This window comes from Paenibacillus sp. BC26, assembly GCF_900116125.1.
Classification (GTDB): Bacteria; Bacillota; Bacilli; order Paenibacillales; family Paenibacillaceae; genus Paenibacillus_Z; species Paenibacillus_Z lignilyticus.
Map to the genome: position 1 here is coordinate 14,058 of NZ_FPAD01000010.1, position 19,793 is coordinate 33,850.

At 50.2% G+C, this 19,793-nt stretch carries 19 protein-coding genes and 1 tRNA gene; 17 read left to right on the forward strand and 3 right to left on the reverse strand.

The window, feature by feature from the left end; all coding sequences use genetic code 11:
- Positions 1-212 precede the first annotated feature (212 nt).
- The 10 genes from BM412_RS31295 to BM412_RS31335 all read left to right on the forward strand — a co-directional run bounded on the left by BM412_RS31295 (position 213) and on the right by BM412_RS31335 (position 9,482).
- Positions 213-1,163 carry a ribose-phosphate diphosphokinase gene (locus BM412_RS31295; RefSeq protein ID WP_091225629.1) on the forward strand — a complete coding sequence of 317 codons (951 nt, stop codon included), beginning with the start codon at positions 213-215 and terminating at the stop codon, positions 1,161-1,163.
- 144 nt (positions 1,164-1,307) lie between these two features.
- Positions 1,308-3,050: a tetratricopeptide repeat protein gene (locus tag BM412_RS31300; protein ID WP_091225598.1), complete on the forward strand. Its 1,743-nt coding sequence runs from the start codon at positions 1,308-1,310 to the stop codon at positions 3,048-3,050.
- Between the two features lie 28 nt (positions 3,051-3,078).
- Positions 3,079-4,026, forward strand: a complete 948-nt coding sequence (trxB, locus tag BM412_RS31305; RefSeq protein ID WP_091225599.1) for a thioredoxin-disulfide reductase — start codon at positions 3,079-3,081, stop codon at positions 4,024-4,026.
- On the forward strand, positions 4,004-4,129 hold the full coding sequence (locus BM412_RS32725) for a hypothetical protein (protein ID WP_256256683.1): 126 nt from the start codon (positions 4,004-4,006) through the stop codon (positions 4,127-4,129). The genes trxB and BM412_RS32725 overlap by 23 nt, the downstream gene beginning before the upstream one ends.
- Before the next feature lie 261 nt (positions 4,130-4,390).
- Positions 4,391-5,341 (forward strand): ROK family glucokinase, encoded by a 951-nt coding sequence (locus BM412_RS31310; RefSeq protein WP_091225600.1) that lies wholly within the window; start codon positions 4,391-4,393, stop codon positions 5,339-5,341.
- A 50-nt stretch (positions 5,342-5,391) separates the two neighbouring features.
- A complete protein-coding gene (gene rapZ / locus BM412_RS31315) occupies positions 5,392-6,261 on the forward strand; it encodes an RNase adapter RapZ (protein WP_091225630.1) in 870 nt (289 codons plus the stop codon).
- 7 nt (positions 6,262-6,268) lie between these two features.
- Positions 6,269-7,252, forward strand: a complete 984-nt coding sequence (gene yvcK / locus BM412_RS31320; protein WP_091225631.1) for a gluconeogenesis factor YvcK family protein — start codon at positions 6,269-6,271, stop codon at positions 7,250-7,252.
- Positions 7,253-7,258: 6 nt separating this feature from the next.
- On the forward strand, positions 7,259-8,188 hold the full coding sequence (whiA, locus tag BM412_RS31325) for a DNA-binding protein WhiA (RefSeq protein ID WP_091225601.1): 930 nt from the start codon (positions 7,259-7,261) through the stop codon (positions 8,186-8,188).
- 103 nt (positions 8,189-8,291) lie between these two features.
- Entirely contained in the window at positions 8,292-8,561 is a 270-nt protein-coding gene (locus BM412_RS31330; RefSeq protein ID WP_090583454.1) for an HPr family phosphocarrier protein, read from the forward strand.
- Between the two features lie 147 nt (positions 8,562-8,708).
- Positions 8,709-9,482, forward strand: a complete 774-nt coding sequence (locus tag BM412_RS31335; RefSeq protein WP_091225602.1) for an SIMPL domain-containing protein — start codon at positions 8,709-8,711, stop codon at positions 9,480-9,482.
- Positions 9,483-9,586: 104 nt separating this feature from the next.
- Here BM412_RS31335 and BM412_RS32730 read toward each other — a convergent pair whose 3' ends face one another.
- The 3 genes from BM412_RS32730 to BM412_RS31350 form a co-directional block, all read right to left on the reverse strand.
- Positions 9,587-9,901, reverse strand: a complete 315-nt coding sequence (locus tag BM412_RS32730; protein WP_091225603.1) for a sporulation histidine kinase inhibitor Sda — start codon at positions 9,899-9,901, stop codon at positions 9,587-9,589.
- Positions 9,902-10,134: 233 nt separating this feature from the next.
- Positions 10,135-10,716 carry an ATP-dependent Clp endopeptidase proteolytic subunit ClpP gene (clpP, locus tag BM412_RS31345; protein ID WP_091225604.1) on the reverse strand — a complete coding sequence of 194 codons (582 nt, stop codon included), beginning with the start codon at positions 10,714-10,716 and terminating at the stop codon, positions 10,135-10,137.
- A 293-nt stretch (positions 10,717-11,009) separates the two neighbouring features.
- Positions 11,010-11,084 (reverse strand) — tRNA-Arg (locus BM412_RS31350).
- A gap of 242 nt (positions 11,085-11,326) precedes the next feature.
- Between BM412_RS31350 and BM412_RS31355 the strand changes: the two genes are divergently transcribed.
- From BM412_RS31355 to BM412_RS31385, 7 genes are all read left to right on the forward strand, one after another.
- Positions 11,327-12,361, forward strand: coding sequence for a sugar-binding transcriptional regulator (locus tag BM412_RS31355; RefSeq protein WP_091225605.1), 1,035 nt, complete (start codon positions 11,327-11,329; stop codon positions 12,359-12,361).
- Between the two features lie 90 nt (positions 12,362-12,451).
- A complete protein-coding gene (gene gap / locus BM412_RS31360) occupies positions 12,452-13,456 on the forward strand; it encodes a type I glyceraldehyde-3-phosphate dehydrogenase (protein ID WP_091225606.1) in 1,005 nt (334 codons plus the stop codon).
- 435 nt (positions 13,457-13,891) lie between these two features.
- Positions 13,892-15,073: a phosphoglycerate kinase gene (gene pgk, locus BM412_RS31365; RefSeq protein ID WP_091225607.1), complete on the forward strand. Its 1,182-nt coding sequence runs from the start codon at positions 13,892-13,894 to the stop codon at positions 15,071-15,073.
- A 19-nt stretch (positions 15,074-15,092) separates the two neighbouring features.
- A complete protein-coding gene (gene tpiA, locus BM412_RS31370) occupies positions 15,093-15,845 on the forward strand; it encodes a triose-phosphate isomerase (RefSeq protein ID WP_091225608.1) in 753 nt (250 codons plus the stop codon).
- Between the two features lies 1 nt (position 15,846).
- A complete protein-coding gene (gpmI, locus tag BM412_RS31375; RefSeq protein ID WP_091225609.1) occupies positions 15,847-17,379 on the forward strand; it encodes a 2,3-bisphosphoglycerate-independent phosphoglycerate mutase in 1,533 nt (510 codons plus the stop codon).
- Positions 17,380-17,494: 115 nt separating this feature from the next.
- Complete coding sequence (gene eno, locus BM412_RS31380; RefSeq protein ID WP_091225610.1) at positions 17,495-18,787, forward strand: phosphopyruvate hydratase; 1,293 nt, start codon at positions 17,495-17,497, stop codon at positions 18,785-18,787.
- A gap of 178 nt (positions 18,788-18,965) precedes the next feature.
- Positions 18,966-19,742 carry a sugar phosphate isomerase/epimerase family protein gene (locus BM412_RS31385; protein ID WP_256256685.1) on the forward strand — a complete coding sequence of 259 codons (777 nt, stop codon included), beginning with the start codon at positions 18,966-18,968 and terminating at the stop codon, positions 19,740-19,742.
- Positions 19,743-19,793: the final 51 nt, after the last annotated feature.

Below are 19,793 nucleotides of genomic sequence, written 5' to 3' on the forward strand. Positions count from 1 at the left end.
TTTGCCATAAAACGTTCATAAATCGGGACAAATCGCGCAAGCTGTTGAAAGATGCCGAGAACGCGCAAATGGTGCGGATAATGGGTCTTTTTGCGCATTTGATCGTTTTTTGAAATATTACGATTTCCATGTATAATGAAGGGTGTCGAATCAAACGGTATTTTTGATGCATGTAAATAAAAAGTGGTCTAATCGCTCAGGAGGGTATTATGTTGTTTAGCGACAAGCTGCGTATTTTCTCGGGGTCCTCGAATCCCAAACTTGCGGAACGGATCTGCGAGAATCTAGGTATGGAGCTCGGTAAAATCAAAGTGTCTCGTTTCAAAAGCGGTGAAATTTATGTTCACTATGAGGAAACAATCCGTAACTGCGATGTCTTCCTTGTACAGTCGTTCTCACATCCGATCAATGATCATTTTGTCGAATTACTCGTCATGATCGATGCGGCGAAGCGTGCTTCCGCACGTACCGTCAACATCATTGTGCCGTACTACGGTTATGCACGCCAAGAGCGCAAAGCGGCTCCGCGTGAACCGATCTCGGCTAAAATGCTTGCGGACGTACTGACGACCGTTGGTGCAAACCGCGTTATTACGATCGATCTTCACGCGCCGGCGATCCAGGGCTTCTTCAATATCCCAGTGGATCATCTGACGGGCCTTGATCTGATCAGTGATTATTTGAAATCGAAGAACATTAAGAATCCGATTGTAGTATCTCCGGATGCCGGCCGCGCCTCGACTGCCGAGAAGCTGGCTAACTATCTGGATGCTCCGTTCGCGATTATGATTAAGAAACGTCCGGCACATAACGAATCGGTTATTACACATGTTATCGGTGACGTAGAAGGCCAGACTCCAATAATTATCGAGGACTTGATTGATACGGGCACGACAATCGTCAATGTTGTGGAAGGTCTTAAAGAACGCGGCGCTGAAGATGTGTACGTGTGTGCAACGCACCCGCTCTTCTCCGGCCCTGCTGTGCAGCGATTAGACCATCCGAATATTAAAGAAGTCGTGGTAACAGACTCTATTGCGCTGCCGGAGAACTGCTCCGACCGCTTCACCGTACTGTCTGTAGCGCCAATCTTAGCCGAAACGACGCGCATTATTATTGAGGGCGGCTCCATCAGCACGCTCTTTAAAAATGCCGGAATCTAGGCGACATACGGCCTGTACGTAAGGCCAAACTCCGAAATCGCGGGCGAATGCCCGCGATTTCCCACATATTCTTTCGTGTAAGGATAGGCCGCGCTATGGTATAATCGTAGAATATTTGTTTGTACCGGGGAGGTGCCTTTTGTTATGAAAGAAAAGAAAATTGCGGTAGCCAGCCACAGCACGAAAGTCATTCCGATTCAATGGGACGCAACGTTCTTCTTCGAGCGAGCGGTTCGGTCGATGGATCGTTATCATTATGACAAGGCACTGAAGTATTTCCGCCGCGCGGCCGAGTATGAACCGGATAATCCGGTGAATCACTGCAATATGGCCGGCATTTTGTCAGAAATGGGCAATTACGAGGAATCGAATCGAATCTTGTCGTCCATTGTGAACGAGCTCGATCCGGAGATGACGGAATGCCATTTCTATATGGCGAACAACTTCGCCAACATGGAGAATTACGAAGCGGCTGAGGATTCACTCGTACGCTACCTGGAGGAAGATCCCGAGGGCCAGTTTCTCGATGAAGCCGAAGAGATGATGGAGCTGCTCCAATTTGAATTGGAGCGTCCGATGAAACTGGCGTATATTAAGGCGCGCGAAGGATTCTTCGAGCATGACCGCGCGAGGTCCATGCTGGAAGAAGGCAAGTTTGTCGAGGCAGTGCGATTGCTAGAGAGTATTGTCGAGAAGAACGGCGAATTTCTTGCGGCTCGTAACAATCTGGCATTGGCTTACTACTATATGGGCATGTTCGACAAAGCGATGGTCACGATTCATCAGGTGCTGGACATTGAACCGGGTAACTTGCATGCGTTATGCAACCTGGCGATCTTCCATCAGCATGCCGGCGATCAGGAGCAGTTGAAACCGTTAGTGGAGCTGCTATGCAAAACCGTGCCGTTCCATCAGGAGCATGTGTTTAAGCTAGCTACCACAATGGGTATTCTAGGGGAACACGGCGAGGCGTACCGTCATTTCATACGTCTGCTTAAGGACAATGCGTTGAAGTCCGATCCGTGCCTCTACCACTACGCTGCCGTTGCGGCCTGCAATATGGGGCGTTACGAAGAGGCTAAGAAGCTCTGGCATCAGGTCAGCAAGCTGGACAGCGAATCGCATGTGCCGGGCTACTACCTGGAGCAGCTTTCGCTTATGGAGAAGGGGATGAATGCGGCGCCTACGAGCTACCATTATCATCTGCCCTTCGAAGAGCAGTTTAAGCTGTGGGAGAAATCGACCGAGGCGCTGCCTGATCATATGAAGCGGGATCCGCTTGTTCGCTCTTCGTTCTTCTGGGCGCTGCGCCATGGCGACAGACATACGAAGCTGCAGGTTATCCAAGCGCTTGGCATGATTGCGGACAATGAAGTGAAGGATGCGCTGCGTGATTTTATCGTGGAGCCGCAGGAAGATGACTATTTGAAACGAATTGCGATCTTCGTGCTTCGTTCCATCGGTGTACATGAATCTCTTAAAGCGGTGCTTGAGGGCAAAGAAACGGTTATCGAGCATAGCCGGATGCCTTCACGACTTCCGATTTGGGAGGATAAATGGCAATCGGTCCTTGAAGCTGCATTGATGCGGATGAACAAGCATTATGATCTCGTTCAGCAGCATGATTTACTGACGCTGTGGATCGAGTTTCTGTCGCGGATTTACCCCAATGTGCCGAAGCTTGGGAAAGTCGAAGGCTGGGCTGCTGCGCTGGAGTATTTGACGGCCAAAATGCACCGGAGAGAAATTTCGTACCACGAGGTATCTCAGCGGTACGGGACGTCGATAGCGACTGTAAGTAAATGTGCCAAACGCATTGATGAAATATGCGGAATTAAAGAAAAAATGAGAATGACATTCCCGGGACTTGCGGAAAGTCGCGACTAGGGGAGTCCGTGCTTAGGAGGTAACAACTGTGCATAAAGCAATTATTATCGGAACAGGCCCTGCAGGGCTGACAGCCGCGATCTACTTGGCTCGCGCGAACATGAACCCGCTTATTATTGAGGGTCCTGAGCCGGGTGGACAATTGACGACGACGACAGAGGTTGAGAACTTCCCGGGTTTCCCTGATGGCATTATGGGTCCGGACCTGATGGCCAATATGCGTAAGCAAGCGGAGCGCTTCGGCGCAGAGTTCCGCACAGGCTGGGTGAATTCGGTAGACACATCGAAGCGTCCGTTCACCCTTCAAGTTGAAGGCCAAGGCGAGCTTCAAGCAGAAGCCCTTATCATCTCAACAGGTGCTTCGGCTAAATACCTCGGTATTGCTAACGAACGCGAGAATGTTGGACGCGGCGTAAGCACTTGCGCAACCTGTGACGGATTCTTCTTCCGCGGCAAGAAAATTATCGTGGTCGGGGGCGGCGACTCTGCAATGGAAGAAGCAAACTTCTTGACTCGTTTCGCTTCGGAGGTTGTACTCGTTCACCGCCGCGCAGAAATGCGCGCTTCGAAGATCATGCAGGATCGCGCTCGCGAGAACAGCAAGATCACTTGGGCGCTTGATCGCACGCCGCTGGAAGTTGTCGCAAATGACATGGCTGTAACCGGCCTTAAAGTGCGTAACAACCAAACAGGCGAAGAGGAAGTTATCGAAACAAACGGTATCTTCGTAGCGATCGGCCACACGCCGAACACGAAGTTCCTCGGCGGCCAGCTGGAAACAGATGAGACAGGCTATTTGATCGTGAAGCCCGGTACATCGGAAACGAACATTCCCGGCATTTTCGCTTGCGGCGATGTTCAGGATAACAAGTACCGCCAAGCGATTACTGCTGCGGGAAGCGGTTGTATGGCAGCACTTGATTGCGAGAAATTCATTGAAGGTCATGCCGTGCATGACTGGAGTCAATCGTTATAAGGGCAAGCTGCAAGCTGCATGCTGCATCAAGAGTGTATCTGCACAAGTAAATGACGTATGGATGACGCTGTCCGTAGCAACGGACGGCGTCACTTCATGTTAGCGCGGTTGGGGCATTTTCATATCTCCTATTATCATTCCGAAGTCTTGCTCATTTCCCGCCGAGGCGGCAGCCGTTTCACCTTGAAAACAAGATTGTATAGGTTTCATTCTACACTCACCTTGTATTTCTTCGGAATGAAACGCACTGCGCCACCAATAGGATGGCGGCAGCCGTTTCACCTTGACCAGTTGGAAGCGTTCGCTTATAGTTTAGTTGGAACAGAAGTAACCCCAGATCCTTATATTATAGAGGTGGCCTATTATGTCTGAGAAAATAGTCGTTGGTGTAGATATTGGCGGTACAACAATTAAGGTTGGTATTTGCAGTATGGAAGGCGCATTGCTGCATACGTATGAAGGAGCAACGGAAGTTGAGAAAGGCTCTGACGCCGTTTGCTCGAATATCGCTGATTATGCCAAGCTGATCGTCGAACAGTCCCCGTATTCGTGGGAGCAAGTAGAAGGCGTAGGCATCGGTATCGCCGGTTTCCTCGATATCCCGAACGGGATCGTGAAGCAGTCGGTTAATCTGTTCTTTGATCATGTTCCACTGAAAGCCATTCTTGAAGAGAAGCTTGGCAAAAAAGTACTAGTCAATAATGACGCAAACGTTGCAGCACTTGGCGAAGCATGGGCAGGAGCAGGCCGTAACATCTCGGATTGCGTATGCTACACACTTGGAACGGGTGTTGGCGGCGGTGTAATTATAAACGGTAAAATCGTAGAAGGTTTCGCTGGTATGGCCGGCGAGCTTGGACATATTCCAATCGTGCCGGATCTGGAAGCCATTCAATGCGGCTGCGGCAGAATGGGCTGCTTGGAGACTGTTTCTTCGGCAACGGGCATTATCCGTATGGCGAAAGATGCTGTCGAACGCGGAGACCGTACTTCGCTGTCGTTCGTACCGAACATTATGGCGAAGGATGTCGTAGATGCGGCTAAAGCCGGCGATGAAGTGGCAGCTCGTATCGTAGCTCGCGCAGCTCATTACTTGGGCAAGTCGATGGCTACCGTAGCGGTTGTTCTGAATCCGCAGCGTTTCATCATCGGCGGCGGCGTATCCAAAGCAGGCGAATTCTTGTTTGAACAAATTCGTGAAGCATTCAAGAAATCAGCACCTGAGATGGCGCAAGAAGGCGTCGAAATCGTACCGGCTATTCTTGGTAACGATGCAGGCGTTGTCGGTGCAGCAGGTCTAATCATTCGCGCGTAGAAAGTCATGGTAGACGGTGGGAGGGATTGAGTGTGGAAGCGGGAACAGCGATGGCAAAGCTAGTCATCATTACAGGCATGTCCGGTGCTGGTAAAACGATTGCGGTACAAAGCCTGGAGGATCTCGGATTTTTCTGCGTAGATAATCTTCCGCCGGTGCTCATTCCGAAGTTTGCGGAGCTCATAGAACAGTCTAATGGCAAAATCGGTAAGGTCGCACTCGTCATTGATTTACGAGGACGCGAGTTTTTCACGGCGTTGTCAGAGTCGCTGAACTATATGAAAGAGCACTACACGATTGGGTATGAAATTCTCTTCCTGGATGCAACGGATGGCGTGCTTGTGCAGCGCTATAAGGAAAGCCGCCGACTTCATCCGCTGGCTCCGGAAGGCTTGCCTCTGGAAGGCATTAAGCTGGAAAGACGCATTCTTGAGGATCTGAAAGGCTGGGCAACGCAGGTTATCGATACAAGCAACCTGAAGCCGGCTCAGCTGAAGGAACGAATCATGTCTCGCTTCACAAACTCGGATCTCAATACAATCTCTATCAATGTCACTTCATTTGGATTCAAGTATGGAATCCCAATCGATGCCGATCTCATATATGATGTTCGTTTTCTCCCGAATCCACACTATGTCGATCATTTGCGCCCCAATACAGGGCAAGATCCCGAAGTGTTCGAGTATGTGATGAAATGGCCGGAAACGCAGGCATTCCTCACGAAGCTGCTCGATATGCTGCAGTTTCTTATCCCCCTCTATCGGAAAGAAGGCAAGAGCCAGGTTGTTATCGGGATAGGTTGTACGGGCGGCAAACACCGTTCGGTCGCCATTGCCGAATATCTAGGGCGAATGCTTGGCAGCAGTGATACAGAGCTCGTTCGAGTCAGTCATCGAGATTCAGATCGTGATCGGAGCTGAGGTAAGCGTGGCAGAACGGAGAAAAGAACAGAAGCCCCGAATTGTTGTTATCGGCGGGGGCACAGGACTGTCGGTCATGCTGCGTGGATTGAAAGAGAAGCCGCTTGATATTACGGCCATCGTAACGGTGGCCGATGATGGCGGAAGCTCCGGTATTCTGCGCAATGAACTGCAGATGCCGCCTCCGGGTGATATCCGCAACGTGTTGATTGCCCTTGCTGACGTCGAGCCGCTTCTCTCCGATTTGCTGCAATACCGGTTTAATTCCGGTAACGGCCTTGCGGGTCACAGCTTAGGCAACTTGATGCTTGCGGCAATGACCGACATATCCGGCGATTTCGTGTCCGGCGTTCGGATGCTCAGCAAAGTGCTTGCGGTTCGCGGACGTGTGCTGCCGGCAGCAGGTGAAGCGATTGTGCTGAAGGCGGAGACGGTGGACGGCACGATTATTACGGGCGAGTCTAACATTCCGAAGGCGGGCCAAGCGATCAAGCGGGTCTTTATCGAACCGGCAGATGTCGAGCCGCTCGAGGAAGCCGTTGAGGCAATCCGCGAAGCCGATGCGATCTTGATCGGTCCGGGCAGTCTTTATACGAGTATTATCCCGAATTTGCTGGTGCCTAAGCTGGCTCAAGCAATCGTCGATTCCAATGCGGTGAAGATGTTCGTTTGCAACGTCATGACGCAGCCGGGAGAAACGGATAATTATTCGGTAAGCGACCATTTGGCTGCGGTACATGCGCATATCGGTCATCATCTGTTCGATTATGTCATCGTCAATGACGGCGAGATTCCCGAGCAGGTGCAAAATAAGTACGCCGAACGAGGTGCGAAAGCCGTGCATCTTGATCTCGAAGAAGTGAAACGGCGCGGGTATGAAGTTATTGCGGACCGGCTCGTACTGTTTCGCACGTATTTACGTCATGATGCAGCAAGGTTAAGTCATCATATTTATCAGCTTGTGGAAAACTGGATGGAACGAAAGAGGTGAGTTACATTGTCTTTTGCGGGACAAACCAAAAAAGAATTGACGCTCATCGAAGCCGATCCGTGCTGTGAGAAGGCGGAGCTCTCTGCACTGATTCGAATGAACGGCTCGGTTTCGTTGTCGAGCCGAAAGGTAATACTCGATATATCGACGGAAAATGCGGCGATCGCCAGACGGATCTATTCGCTCATCAAGAAACAGTTCGCCGTTCATACGGAGCTGCTCGTTCGCAAGAAGATGAGATTGAAGAAGAACAACGTCTATATCGTGCGGATTCCGGCCAGAGTGCAAGAGATATTGAGTGATCTCAAAATTGTCTCCGAGGGCTTTATGTTTAATCAGGGCATCGACAGGGACATCATTCGCAAGTCATGCTGCAAACGTTCCTACTTGCGCGGTGCGTTCCTGGCCGGGGGTTCCGTAAATAACCCGGAAGGATCGTCCTACCACCTGGAGATAGCCACTATGTATGAAGAGCACTGTCAAGCGCTCGTGGAGCTGGCGAATAAGTTTGAATTGAATGCCCGCTGCATCGAACGTAAGAAAGGGTTCATCTTCTACATGAAAGAGGGCGAGAAAATTATCGAGCTTCTCAGCATCATCGGTGCTCATCAAGCGCTCTTCAAATTCGAGGATGTTCGCATCATGCGCGATATGCGAAATTCCGTTAACCGTATCGTCAACTGCGAGACGGCGAATTTGAACAAAACGATTGGTGCGGCCGTGAGGCAGATCGATAATATCAAGCTGCTCGAGCGCGAGGTGGGGCTGGATACATTGCCTGATAAGCTTCGCGAGGTGGCGAATATACGCCTGCTGCATCCGGATTTGAATTTAACGGAAGTCGGCGAAATGCTCAAGGGCAAGGTGAGCAAGTCCGGTGTGAACCACCGTTTGCGTAAAATCGACGAGTTGGCCGAAAAATTAAGGAACGGTTAAGCAGAAGGCTAGTGTAGACTTTAGAAAAGTGATATAATAGCGAGTAAAATGACTTGGTGCAAATGATCGCAGGATTGAATTTCGTATAGGGGGTAAGGTTTCCATGACAAGGCATCCGGTTGTCGTTCGACTGAAGACAGGTCTTCATGCAAGACCGGCCGCACTTTTTGTTCAGGAAGCGAACAAGTTTTCTTCCGAGGTGTTCGTAGAGAAAGACGATAAAAAAGTGAACGCAAAATCGATTATGGGTATTATGAGTCTCGCTATCAGCTCAGGTACTGAGGTTACAATAAGCGCGGAAGGTTCCGACGCCGATCAAGCTGTAACCGCTTTAGTCAACCTGGTTAGCAAGGAAGAGCTTGAAAACCAATAATCAGACATAAACGACTCGAAGAAGCTCCCTATTGGGGGTTTTTTCTATTTTTTGGACCATTTTTTGGCTGGATAGCGCAACAAAGCATTAGAGCACAGCGTCTGAGTAGATAGAACCAAATATGAAGATTGAAGGGGGCTGAACGTGATGGTGAAGTGTAAATCCAAATGGCTGATGGTACCTGTACTGGCACTGGCGGTTGGCGTTGGGGCAATGTTTGGGGCAAGCGGTCATGGCAGCAATGAGGTGTATGCGGTGGATAATGGGACCATTGTACAGAAAAGCACGATTACGGTAGCGGGAACAGGCAAGCTGGAAGCGGCACCGGATGTGGCGTACCTAAGCGTGGCGGTAGAAGCGCGTGCGGCTACGGCAAAGGAAGCACAGTCAAAGAATGCGACGCAGTTCGCAGGCTTGAAGAAAGTGCTGTTCGATACGTACAAGATGAATGCCAAGGATGTGAAGACGGTAGGATTCTATGTGCAACCGGAATATGAATACAACAGCAAAGACGGTACAAGCAAAATCAAAGGTTACCTGTCCGTGCATAACATTCAAATTACAACGCGCGACTTGGGCGGCATCGGCAAATTGCTGGATGATCTATCCGCGAATGGCGCTAACCGGGTAGACGGAATTCAGTTCAATACAGAGAAGCAAGAGCAATATGAAATTCAAGCGCTTGAGAAAGCGATGACGAACGCCAAAGCAAAAGCGGCAGCGCTTGCGAAAGCGGCTGGCAAGCAAGTGAAGGAAGTCATCAGCATCTCGCAAAATGGCATGAACAGCGGGCCGATTTATTATGGACGTGATCAGATGGCTCCGGAAGCGGCAGGAATGGCAGATAAAGCGGTAACGAGTGTGCAAACCGGTGTCATTAATGTATCTGCGGATGTTACAGTCGTCTATGAAATGCAATAACAACACGGCAGTTGATTAGCAAAAAAATAAGGCAGACCACTCTCCGGCCGGAGAAGGGTCTGCCTTATATGTTGAACTGGCAGTAATGCTGTCTGCAAGGCGGGTTAGGCTAATGATTTGCGATCATCGGCAGTGGACAAACCGCGCTGCTCAATAGCATGTTCAATCAGTGCAATAAACTCTTCGGATAAGCGCATCGCTCTGGCTTCATGATACACTTCAATTAAGTGAGTATCGCTAAGTGGACGCAACAGGAGAGACTTGTCCTGCATAGGCAAGAAGAGATGTTGATTATCTGTGTCCGTTGGGGCATGCTGAAAATTAGGCTCATACGATGGCGTGTAGGAAGTGTAGACGCTGCCAGAATCACTGGATCGAATGAAATTTCGCACGCTTGCGAATGGGTTCGTAAGTTTCATGCGTGTGCAACTCCGTTTATATTAGATTTCCGAAACGTAACCTAAGTGACGGTGGATATGGAATCATTTAGTACATCTTATCATGATTTTATGGAGCAGTCCGCACCCATTCAGCGCTTCAAATTGTCATTGACAGACCAAGTGAACTGTGGTAATCAAGAGGTCGTGAAAGATAAAAAGAGCGTTAATCCCGCGAAGGATTAACGCTCTTTCTTAGTTTAATACATGATGGCTTACAATTTCTCGATTACCTTGTCGACGAGGCCGTAAGCTGCCGCTTCTGCAGCGGACATGAAGTAATCGCGGTCGGTGTCGCGCTCGATCTTCTCGAGCGTTTGACCGGTATTCTCCACCAAAATCCGGTTCAGCGTATCGCGAGTCTTCAAGATGTGCTTCGCACGGATCTCGATATCGCTTGCTTGACCTTGCGCGCCGCCAAGCGGCTGATGAATCATCACTTCGCTGTTCGGAAGCGCGTAACGCTTGCCCTTGGCACCGGCTGCAAGCAAGAATGCGCCCATCGAAGCGGCCATGCCCACGCAAATGGTGGAAACAGACGGTTTAATGAAATTCATCGTATCGAAAATGGCGAGACCTGCAGAGACCGAACCGCCAGGGCTGTTGATGTAAAGCGAGATGTCCTTATCCGGATCGTCGGCTGCAAGGAACAATAGCTGCGCGATAATGGAGTTAGCCACCATATCGTTGACAGGCGTGCCTAGGAATACAATTCGATCCTTCAGCAAACGGGAGTAAATGTCGTATGCGCGTTCGCCGCGGTTGTTCGATTCGATAACCATTGGTACGAAACTCATCGTAAGTCCCTCCTCTAGAACATTCAGATAGTGGTGAAACACAGATGCAGCAGTCGGAGCGGTAATAGCACCCTCGATTGTTGAACTGCTAATAAATTCATCATAACGGATTACGAATTAAAAGTCAAAGATGGTCAAATTATCTGCAAACAAGCTAAGCAGACAGAAATGAAGGTTACATTCGCGCAGAATTGGGGATGCTGTTTGAGGTGAGCTTTCTGCCCGGAACATGAAGAAGGACCCTCCGATCAATCGGAAGGTCCTTCATTATGAGTCGTTCATTATTGATATAATGGCGCGCCCGCGAGGAATTGAACCTCGATCTCAGGCTCCGGAGGCCTACGTCATATCCATTGGACCACGGGCGCAAAGTGACAGCGAAGATAAGTATATGTGATTAAGGAAAGAAAAGCAAGATCATTAGATAAATTAATTTTGTGCAAATCGTGTCAGTAAACGGTTTCATTAGGCAAACTGATCTTGCCCCTGTCTTCAGTTTGGGTTACAATAGGTGTGGGACTTAAAATGAGCATATGGGACGAAAAGCGTCCCTGCCAATGTCCTAAGAGATATGAAAGCCTCTCTCTGCAACAGGAGTTGATGTTGGAAGATGCAATCTCTCATCGAAATACAGCAGCAGCTTCTGCCAGACTTACTGATCGTCATGAGGAAAAGGTATCTTATTCTCCGTCAGGTCATGCTCTCGGATATGATCGGTCGGCGCACGTTGGCAGCTTCACTCGATATGACAGAGCGGGTGCTGCGCGCGGAAACGGATTTTCTCAAAGCACAGGAGCTTCTCCTCATTGATGCTGCAGGAATGCGGATCAGTGATGCAGGCAAACGGCTGCTTGAGGATATGGAGCCTTTCTACAAAGCGATGTTCGGATTGTCGGAGCTGGAAGAGAGAATTCGCAAGCATTTTGGTTTAAAGCAGGTTGTTATCGTCTCCGGCGATTCCGATGCTTCCCCTCACACCAAGCGGGAGCTGGGCCGAGCAGGATGCGCGGTGCTGAGCAAAGCGATGAAGAACGACGATGTCGTTGCCGTAACCGGCGGATCGACATTGGCGCAAGTCGCCAATCAGCTGACTGTGCAAACACCGCTCAAAGGCAATTGGTTCGTACCGGCGCGTGGCGGACTTGGCGAAAGCTTGGACTACCAAGCTAATACGATTGTTTCGACAATGGCTAAGCGAACAGGTGCGCAATACCGGATGCTCCATGTACCGGATCACTTGGGCGAGGAAGCGTACACCTCCTTGATGCAGGAACCTAACGTGAGGGAGATTGTGGAAGTTATTCGCAAAGCCCGCATCGTCATTCACGGGATCGGGGACGCTATGGTAATGGCTCGTCGCAGACGCGTGGATGCGGCAGTTGTCGACGCACTCAAGGCAGAAGGAGCGCTTGCGGAATCATTCGGGTACTATTTTGACCGAAGCGGTTCTGTCGTTCATAAGATGCTCACTGCAGGTCTTCGAATCGAAGACATTATGGATACTGAGGTTGTCATCGCGATTGCGGGCGGCCGCAGTAAAGGTGAAGCAATCGCAGCAGTGATGCGCTTTGGACATGATGATGTACTCGTCACCGACGAGGCAGCTGCCCTTGAAATCGCAGCGATCATCGATCAGGAAGAATAAGTGTTGTGATCTTGACGAGTGGACCGCCGGAAACCGGTGTCCAACGCCTCGTCTTGAGATAAATGAAATTATGCCTAGGAGGAAACTAAAATGGTAAAAGTTGGTATTAACGGATTTGGTCGTATCGGCCGTAACGTGTTCCGCGCAGCATTGAACAACCCGAATGTACAAGTGGTGGCTGTTAACGATTTGACAGACACAAATACTTTGGCTCACCTGCTTAAATATGACACTACTCATGGCAAGCTTGAAGGTACTGTAGAAGCTAAAGAAGGCGCGCTGATCGTAAATGGCCGTGAAATCAAGGTTTTTGCTGAACGTAACCCTGAGAACCTTCCATGGGCTTCCGTAGGCGCTGAAATCGTTGTTGAATCCACAGGTATTTTCACAGCGAAAGAGAAAGCCGAGCTTCACTTGAAAGGCGGCGCGAAGAAAGTTATCATCTCCGCTCCTGCTACTAACGAAGACATCACAATCGTAATGGGCGTTAACGAAGATAAATACGATGCTTCCGCTCACACAATCATCTCCAACGCATCTTGCACAACGAACTGCCTTGCTCCATTCGCTAAAGTAATCAACGACAAGTTCGGTATCGTAAAAGGTATGATGACTACAATTCACTCGTACACTAACGATCAATCCGTATTGGACGTTCCACATAAAGACCTGCGCCGTGCTCGCGCCGCTGCAGAAAACATCATTCCTTCTTCCACAGGCGCTGCTAAAGCAGTATCCCTTGTACTGCCTGAGTTGAAAGGCAAACTGAACGGTATGGCTATGCGTGTTCCTACGCCAAACGTTTCCGTAACTGACCTGGTTGCTGAATTGAAAGTTAACGTAACGGTTGACGAAGTAAACGCAGCATTGAAAGATGCAGCTGAAACTTCCCTTAAAGGCATCATGAACTACTCCGATGAGCCGCTTGTATCGAGCGACTACAACAGCGACCCGGCTTCCTCCACAATCGACGCTTTGTCGACTATGGTTGTTGAAGGCAACATGGTAAAAGTGATTTCTTGGTACGACAACGAGTGGGGCTACTCCAACCGTGTAGTTGACCTTGCTGCTTACATCGCTTCCAAAGGTCTGTAAGACATCCCCCTAGAAGGACGATCCCCCTAAGTCCCCCTTAAAAAGGGGATTCCGAGGGTCCCCCTCTGGACACCCAATATTTGTCGAAGGAGCTGCTTGTGGCAGCTCCTTCGCGATAGTTTGCGGGTGCTCGCCATACGACCATTGAGTTCCGCTTCATTAAGCGGAACTCGGGATCGTAAGCTTTCATGCGGCGCTCCCTAACTCAGAGTTCAAGTTCAAGAGACTTAACGCATCGGCGCTTCCCTTTGGGAAGCTGATGCTCGTTTTAGAAGCGGTTGCCCGTTGCAACCTGCTAAGAGCCGGTTTCCCTGCGGGAAACTAGAGCAAACATATATAGATATAAACCCGCAACAGACTGCGGGATGGATAGCAAGCGGAGAATTTAAATATACTTAAGACCTTTATCATGGGGTTCCCGGGAGGATTTCACTAATGAACAAGAAGAGTGTGCGTGACGTTGAAGTAGCCGGTAAACGTGTATTTGTTCGTGTGGATTTTAACGTACCAATGGAGAACGGTGCGATTACGGATGATACGCGTATTCGCGAGACGCTGCCTACCATCAAGTATCTGATCGAGAACGGTGCGAAAGTGATTTTGGCGAGCCACCTGGGACGTCCAAAAGGTCAAGTCGTTGAAGGCATGCGTCTGACTGAAGCCGGCATTCGTTTGTCGCAATTGCTCGGCAAGCCGGTTGTTAAAACAGACGAAGCTGTCGGCGAATCTGTTAAAGCACAGGTAGCTGCTCTTAATGAAGGCGACGTGCTCTTGCTGGAGAACGTTCGTTTCTACGAGGGTGAAGAGAAGAACGATCCGGAATTGGCGAAAGCTTTTGCCGAGTTGGCGGATCTGTTCGTAAATGATGCTTTCGGCGCTGCTCACCGCGCTCATGCATCGACTGAAGGCATCGCACACTATCTGCCGGCTGTATCCGGTCTTCTGATGGAGAAAGAGCTGGACGTGCTGGGCCGCGCACTCTTGAAACCAGAGCGTCCGTTCACGGCGATCGTAGGCGGTTCTAAAGTAAAAGATAAAATCGACGTGATCAACAAAATGATCGAAATCGCAGATAACATCATCATCGGCGGCGGTCTTTCCTATACGTTCTTCAAAGCACAAGGCCATGAAATCGGCCAATCGCTCTGCGACAACTCCAAGCTTGACCTGGCGCTTGAGTTTATCGAGAAAGCCAAATCGATGGGCAAGCAGTTCCTGCTGCCGGTTGATATTGTTGTAACAGACGAGTTCAGCGCAAAAGCAAACACGAAAATCGTTGATGTTGACGGCATCCCGGCTGAATGGGAAGGCATCGACATCGGACCGAAAACGCGTGAGCTGTATGCGGATGTAATCAAGAACTCCAAGCTGGTTGTATGGAACGGGCCGATGGGCGTATTTGAAATCGAGCCATTCTCCCACGGTACACGTGCCGTTGCAGCGGCTTGCGCAGATACAGCGGCTTACACCGTTATCGGCGGCGGCGATTCCGCGGCGGCTGCTGAGAAGTTCGGTCTGGCTGACAAGATGGACCACATCTCCACGGGCGGCGGCGCATCGCTGGAATTCATGGAAGGCAAGGCGCTTCCGGGCGTTGTTGCACTGAACGATAAGTAAGGATAAGGGGCGAATAACGATGCGTAAACCAATTATTGCAGGCAACTGGAAAATGTTCAAAACGGTTTCTGAAGCGACTGCATTCTTCGCAGACGTTAAAGGCAAAGCAGAGGTTGACGGTGTAGAAACGGTCATCTGCGCGCCATTCACAACACTGCCTGCGCTTGCAGAAGCGGCTAAAGGAACTTCAATCGCGATCGGCGCACAAAACGTCCACTTCGAGGACAACGGCGCATTCACGGGCGAAATCAGTGGCGTTATGCTGAAAGACCTCGGCGTTCAATATGTGATTATCGGTCACTCGGAGCGCCGCGCATATTTTGCGGAATCCGATGAGATTGTAAATAAGAAAGTTCATGCTGCATTCAAACACGGCCTGACGCCAATCGTTTGCGTAGGCGAGAAGCTGGAAGAGCGCGAAGCAGAGCAAACCAAATCGGTTTGTAAAGTTCAAACGGAAGCAGCTTTCCAAGGTCTGTCCGCTGCACAAGCTGCAGAAGTAGTTGTTGCGTATGAGCCTATCTGGGCGATCGGTACAGGAAAATCCTCGACTTCGGCTGATGCAGAAGACGTGATCGCGTTCATCCGCGATGTTATCGCCGGACTGTACGATGCAGCAACGGCTAACGCCGTTCGCATTCAATACGGCGGCAGCGTAAAACCGAACAACGTAAGCGAATATCTGGGTCAATCCAATATCGACGGCGCTTTGGTTGGCGGTGCAAGCTTAGAGCCTGCTTCCTTCATCGCACTTGTCGAGGGGGCGAAGTAAGATGACAGCTCCGGTTGCACTCATTATTTTGGACGGATTCGGTTTGCGCAACGATGTTACCGGCAATGCGGTTGCACAAGCGAATAAACCCAATTACGACCGCTACTGGAATTCCTATCCGCACACGACATTAACGGCGTGCGGAGAGGCGGTAGGCTTGCCGGAAGGACAAATGGGCAACTCCGAAGTTGGCCATTTGAACATCGGCGCAGGCCGCGTCGTCTATCAAGACCTGACACGCATCAGCAAGTCGATCCGCGACGGTGAATTCTTCGACAACGAGACGTTGATGGGCGCCATCCGTCACGTGAAGGAAAGCGGCAAGAAGCTGCATTTGTACGGCCTGCTGTCTGACGGCGGCGTACACAGCCATATTGCTCACTTGTTTGCACTGCTTGAGCTTGCGAAGAAGGAAGAAATCGAGGAAGTATACATCCATGCGTTCTTGGACGGCCGCGACGTATCGCCGGACAGCGCGAAGGGGTACCTCGAGCAATTAACAGCCAAAATCGCAGAAATCGGCGTAGGCAAAATTGCGACTGTACAAGGTCGTTACTACGCGATGGATCGTGATAAACGCTGGGAGCGGACCGAGAAATCGTACCGCGCAATGGTTTACGGAGATGGCCCGCAATATACGGATCCGATCCAAGCCGTTGTGGAATCCTATGAGAAATCAGTCTATGACGAGTTCGTCATGCCGACTGTGATCGTGAAAGAAGACGGCAGCCCGGTTGGCGTCGTGGAGTCCGAAGATGCGGTTATTTTCTTCAACTTTCGTCCTGACCGTGCGATTCAGCTGTCGCAAGTGTTTACAAACAGCGACTTCCGTGGTTTTGACCGCGGTCCGAAAGCGCCGGAGAATCTGTATTTTGTCTGTTTGACACTATTCAGTGAAACCGTTGGCGGTTTCGTTGCGTATAAGCCGAAGAATCTCGATAACACGCTGGGTGAGGTGCTCGTGCAGAATGGGAAGCGTCAGCTTCGCATCGCAGAGACAGAGAAGTACCCGCATGTTACGTTCTTCTTCAGCGGCGGTCGTGACGCAGAGCTTCCGGGCGAGACGCGTATTCTGATTCCTTCTCCGAAGGTAGCCACTTACGATCTTCAACCGGAAATGAGCGCGTATGAAGTAGCGGCTGCAGCAGTGAAAGAAATCGAAGCAGAGCGTCAAGATGTGATCATCTTGAACTTCGCAAACCCGGATATGGTGGGTCACTCCGGTATGCTTGAGCCGACGATCAAAGCGGTTGAAGCGACTGACGAGTGTCTGGGTCAAGTAGTGGAAGCGGTGCTGGCTAAAGGCGGCGTATGTCTGATTACGGCTGACCACGGCAATGCTGATATGGTGATTGATGAGAACGGTCGTCCGTTCACAGCCCATACGACAAATCCGGTTCCATTCATCGTCACGAAGCAAGTTGGACCTCTTCGTGAAGGCGGCATCCTCGCGGATATCGCGCCGACGATTCTGTCTCTTGCAGGTCTTCCGAAGCCGGCCGAGATGACAGGAACATCGCTAGTGCAAGGTTAGGAACGGGAACTGAAAAAATGTCTAGGCTCGTTTACTATATTCATTCATGCGTTTAATGATTAATGTCGATAAATGGGTATAAGAATCAATCAAAATTAAAGGAGTGTTTTCGAACATGTCTATCATTACTGACGTTTATGCACGCGAAGTACTTGATTCCCGCGGTAACCCTACCGTTGAAGTTGAGGTTATGCTGGAGTCCGGCGGCAAAGGCCGCGCAATCGTTCCATCCGGTGCTTCCACAGGCGCTTACGAGGCTGTTGAGCTTCGTGACGGCGACAAATCCCGTTACCTCGGTAAAGGCGTTCTGACAGCTGTAGAGAACGTAAACACAATCATCGCTCCTGAAATCATCGGTCTGGATTCGCTTGATCAAGTATTGATCGACCGTAAAATGATCCAGCTTGACGGCACGCACAACAAAGGCAAATTGGGTGCCAACGCAATTCTTGCCGTATCCATGGCTTGTGCACGCGCAGCAGCTGACGCGCTTGATGTACCTCTTTACACATACCTTGGCGGATTCAACGCGAAAACACTGCCGGTTCCAATGATGAACATCGTTAACGGCGGCGAGCACGCTGACAACAACATCGACGTTCAAGAGTTCATGGTTCTGCCGGTTGGCGCAGAAAGCTTCAAAGAAGCGCTTCGCATCGGTACTGAAATCTTCCACAACCTGAAATCGGTTCTGAAAGATAAAGGCCTGAACACAGCAGTAGGCGACGAAGGCGGTTTCGCACCGAACCTTGGTTCCAACGAAGAAGCAATCACGACAATCATCTCCGCTATCGAGCGCGCAGGCTACAAGCCGGGCGTTGACGTATTCCTCGGTATGGACGTTGCTTCCACTGAGTTCTATAAAGACGGCAAATACCACCTTGAAGGCGAAGGCCGCTCGTTCACTTCCGCTGAGTTCGTGGACCTGCTTGCTTCGTGGGTTGAGAAGTACCCAATCATCACAATCGAAGACGGCTGTTCCGAAGACGATTGGGAAGGTTGGAAATTGCTCACTGACAAATTGGGCGGCAAAGTCCAACTCGTTGGCGATGACCTGTTCGTAACGAACACAGAGCGTCTGTCCGACGGTATCGATAAAGGCGTAGGTAACTCCATCTTGGTTAAAGTAAACCAAATCGGTTCCTTGACTGAAACATTCGATGCCATCGAAATGGCAAAACGCGCTGGCTACACAGCTGTAATCTCCCACCGTTCCGGTGAGTCCGAAGACAGCACAATTGCAGACATCGCAGTAGCGACAAATGCAGGCCAAATCAAAACAGGCGCTCCGTCCCGTACGGACCGCGTTGCGAAATACAACCAATTGCTTCGCATTGAAGATCAATTGGGTTCGACTGCACAATACGCAGGCAAAAGCGCATTTTACAACCTTAAAAACTTTAAATAAGTCGATAAGGAAAAAGGCCTAAAGCCAAAATGACATAAGAGTGTCCCAAAAGGTGAGGTAGTTTCAACCTAGGCATTCGCTATAATTAGGGAGAGATGACAGGGCGCAAGACCTGTTGCTCTCCCTTTTGTGTTGGAAAGAGCAGGAAAAGACGAACAAAAAACTATAGAGCTATGAGGTGGAAGCATTGGCTAAACCGGTTGTTGGCTTACAGTTGTATACGCTTCGTGATCAAACGGAGAAGGATTTCATCGGTACGATTCGCAAAGTAGCGGAAATGGGCTATAAAGCAGTAGAATTTGCAGGCTACTTCAACACTCCTGCGAAGGAATTGAAAGCCTTGTTGGACGAGCTTAATTTGCAAGCGCCTTCAGCGCATGTTGGTCTTAACTTCGGTGAGCCTGAGAAAATCGAAGCCGATCTGGCAAAGCAAATTGAATACGCCAAAGAAATCGGCCTTCAATATATCGTGACGCCATGGGCGCCGCTGCCTGAGAACCCGACGGCAGAAGATGTGAACAAGCTTGCAGACATTCTGGCTGCAGCCGGTAAGCAAGTATCGGAAGCGGGACTTATCTACGGCTATCATAATCATGATTTCGAATTCAAGCTGGTGGACGGCAAGCCGGTCATTGACCTGCTGCTGGAGAAAGTCCCTGCAGAATACCTCATAGCTGAATTTGATTTCGGCTGGGTACACATGGGCGGACAGAATCCGGTCGATTATGCAAACCGTTATGCGGGCCGTTTGCCTTTGGCGCACTTTAAAGATTTTGGCCAAGGCCGCAGCGACACCGAGGTGGGCAAAGGGATCGTGAATTTGAAAGGCGTTCTGGATGTGGCCGAGCAATCGGGCATTCAATACATTTTCGTGGAACAAGAGCAGTTCGTTTCTTCGTCGCTGGAGAGCGCGAAGATCAGCCTTGATTTCTTCCGCGAGAACGGCTATCTATAAGCGATCAATGAGAAAGGCTCTGCGGTTCCCGTTTAGGGGACTGCGGAGCCT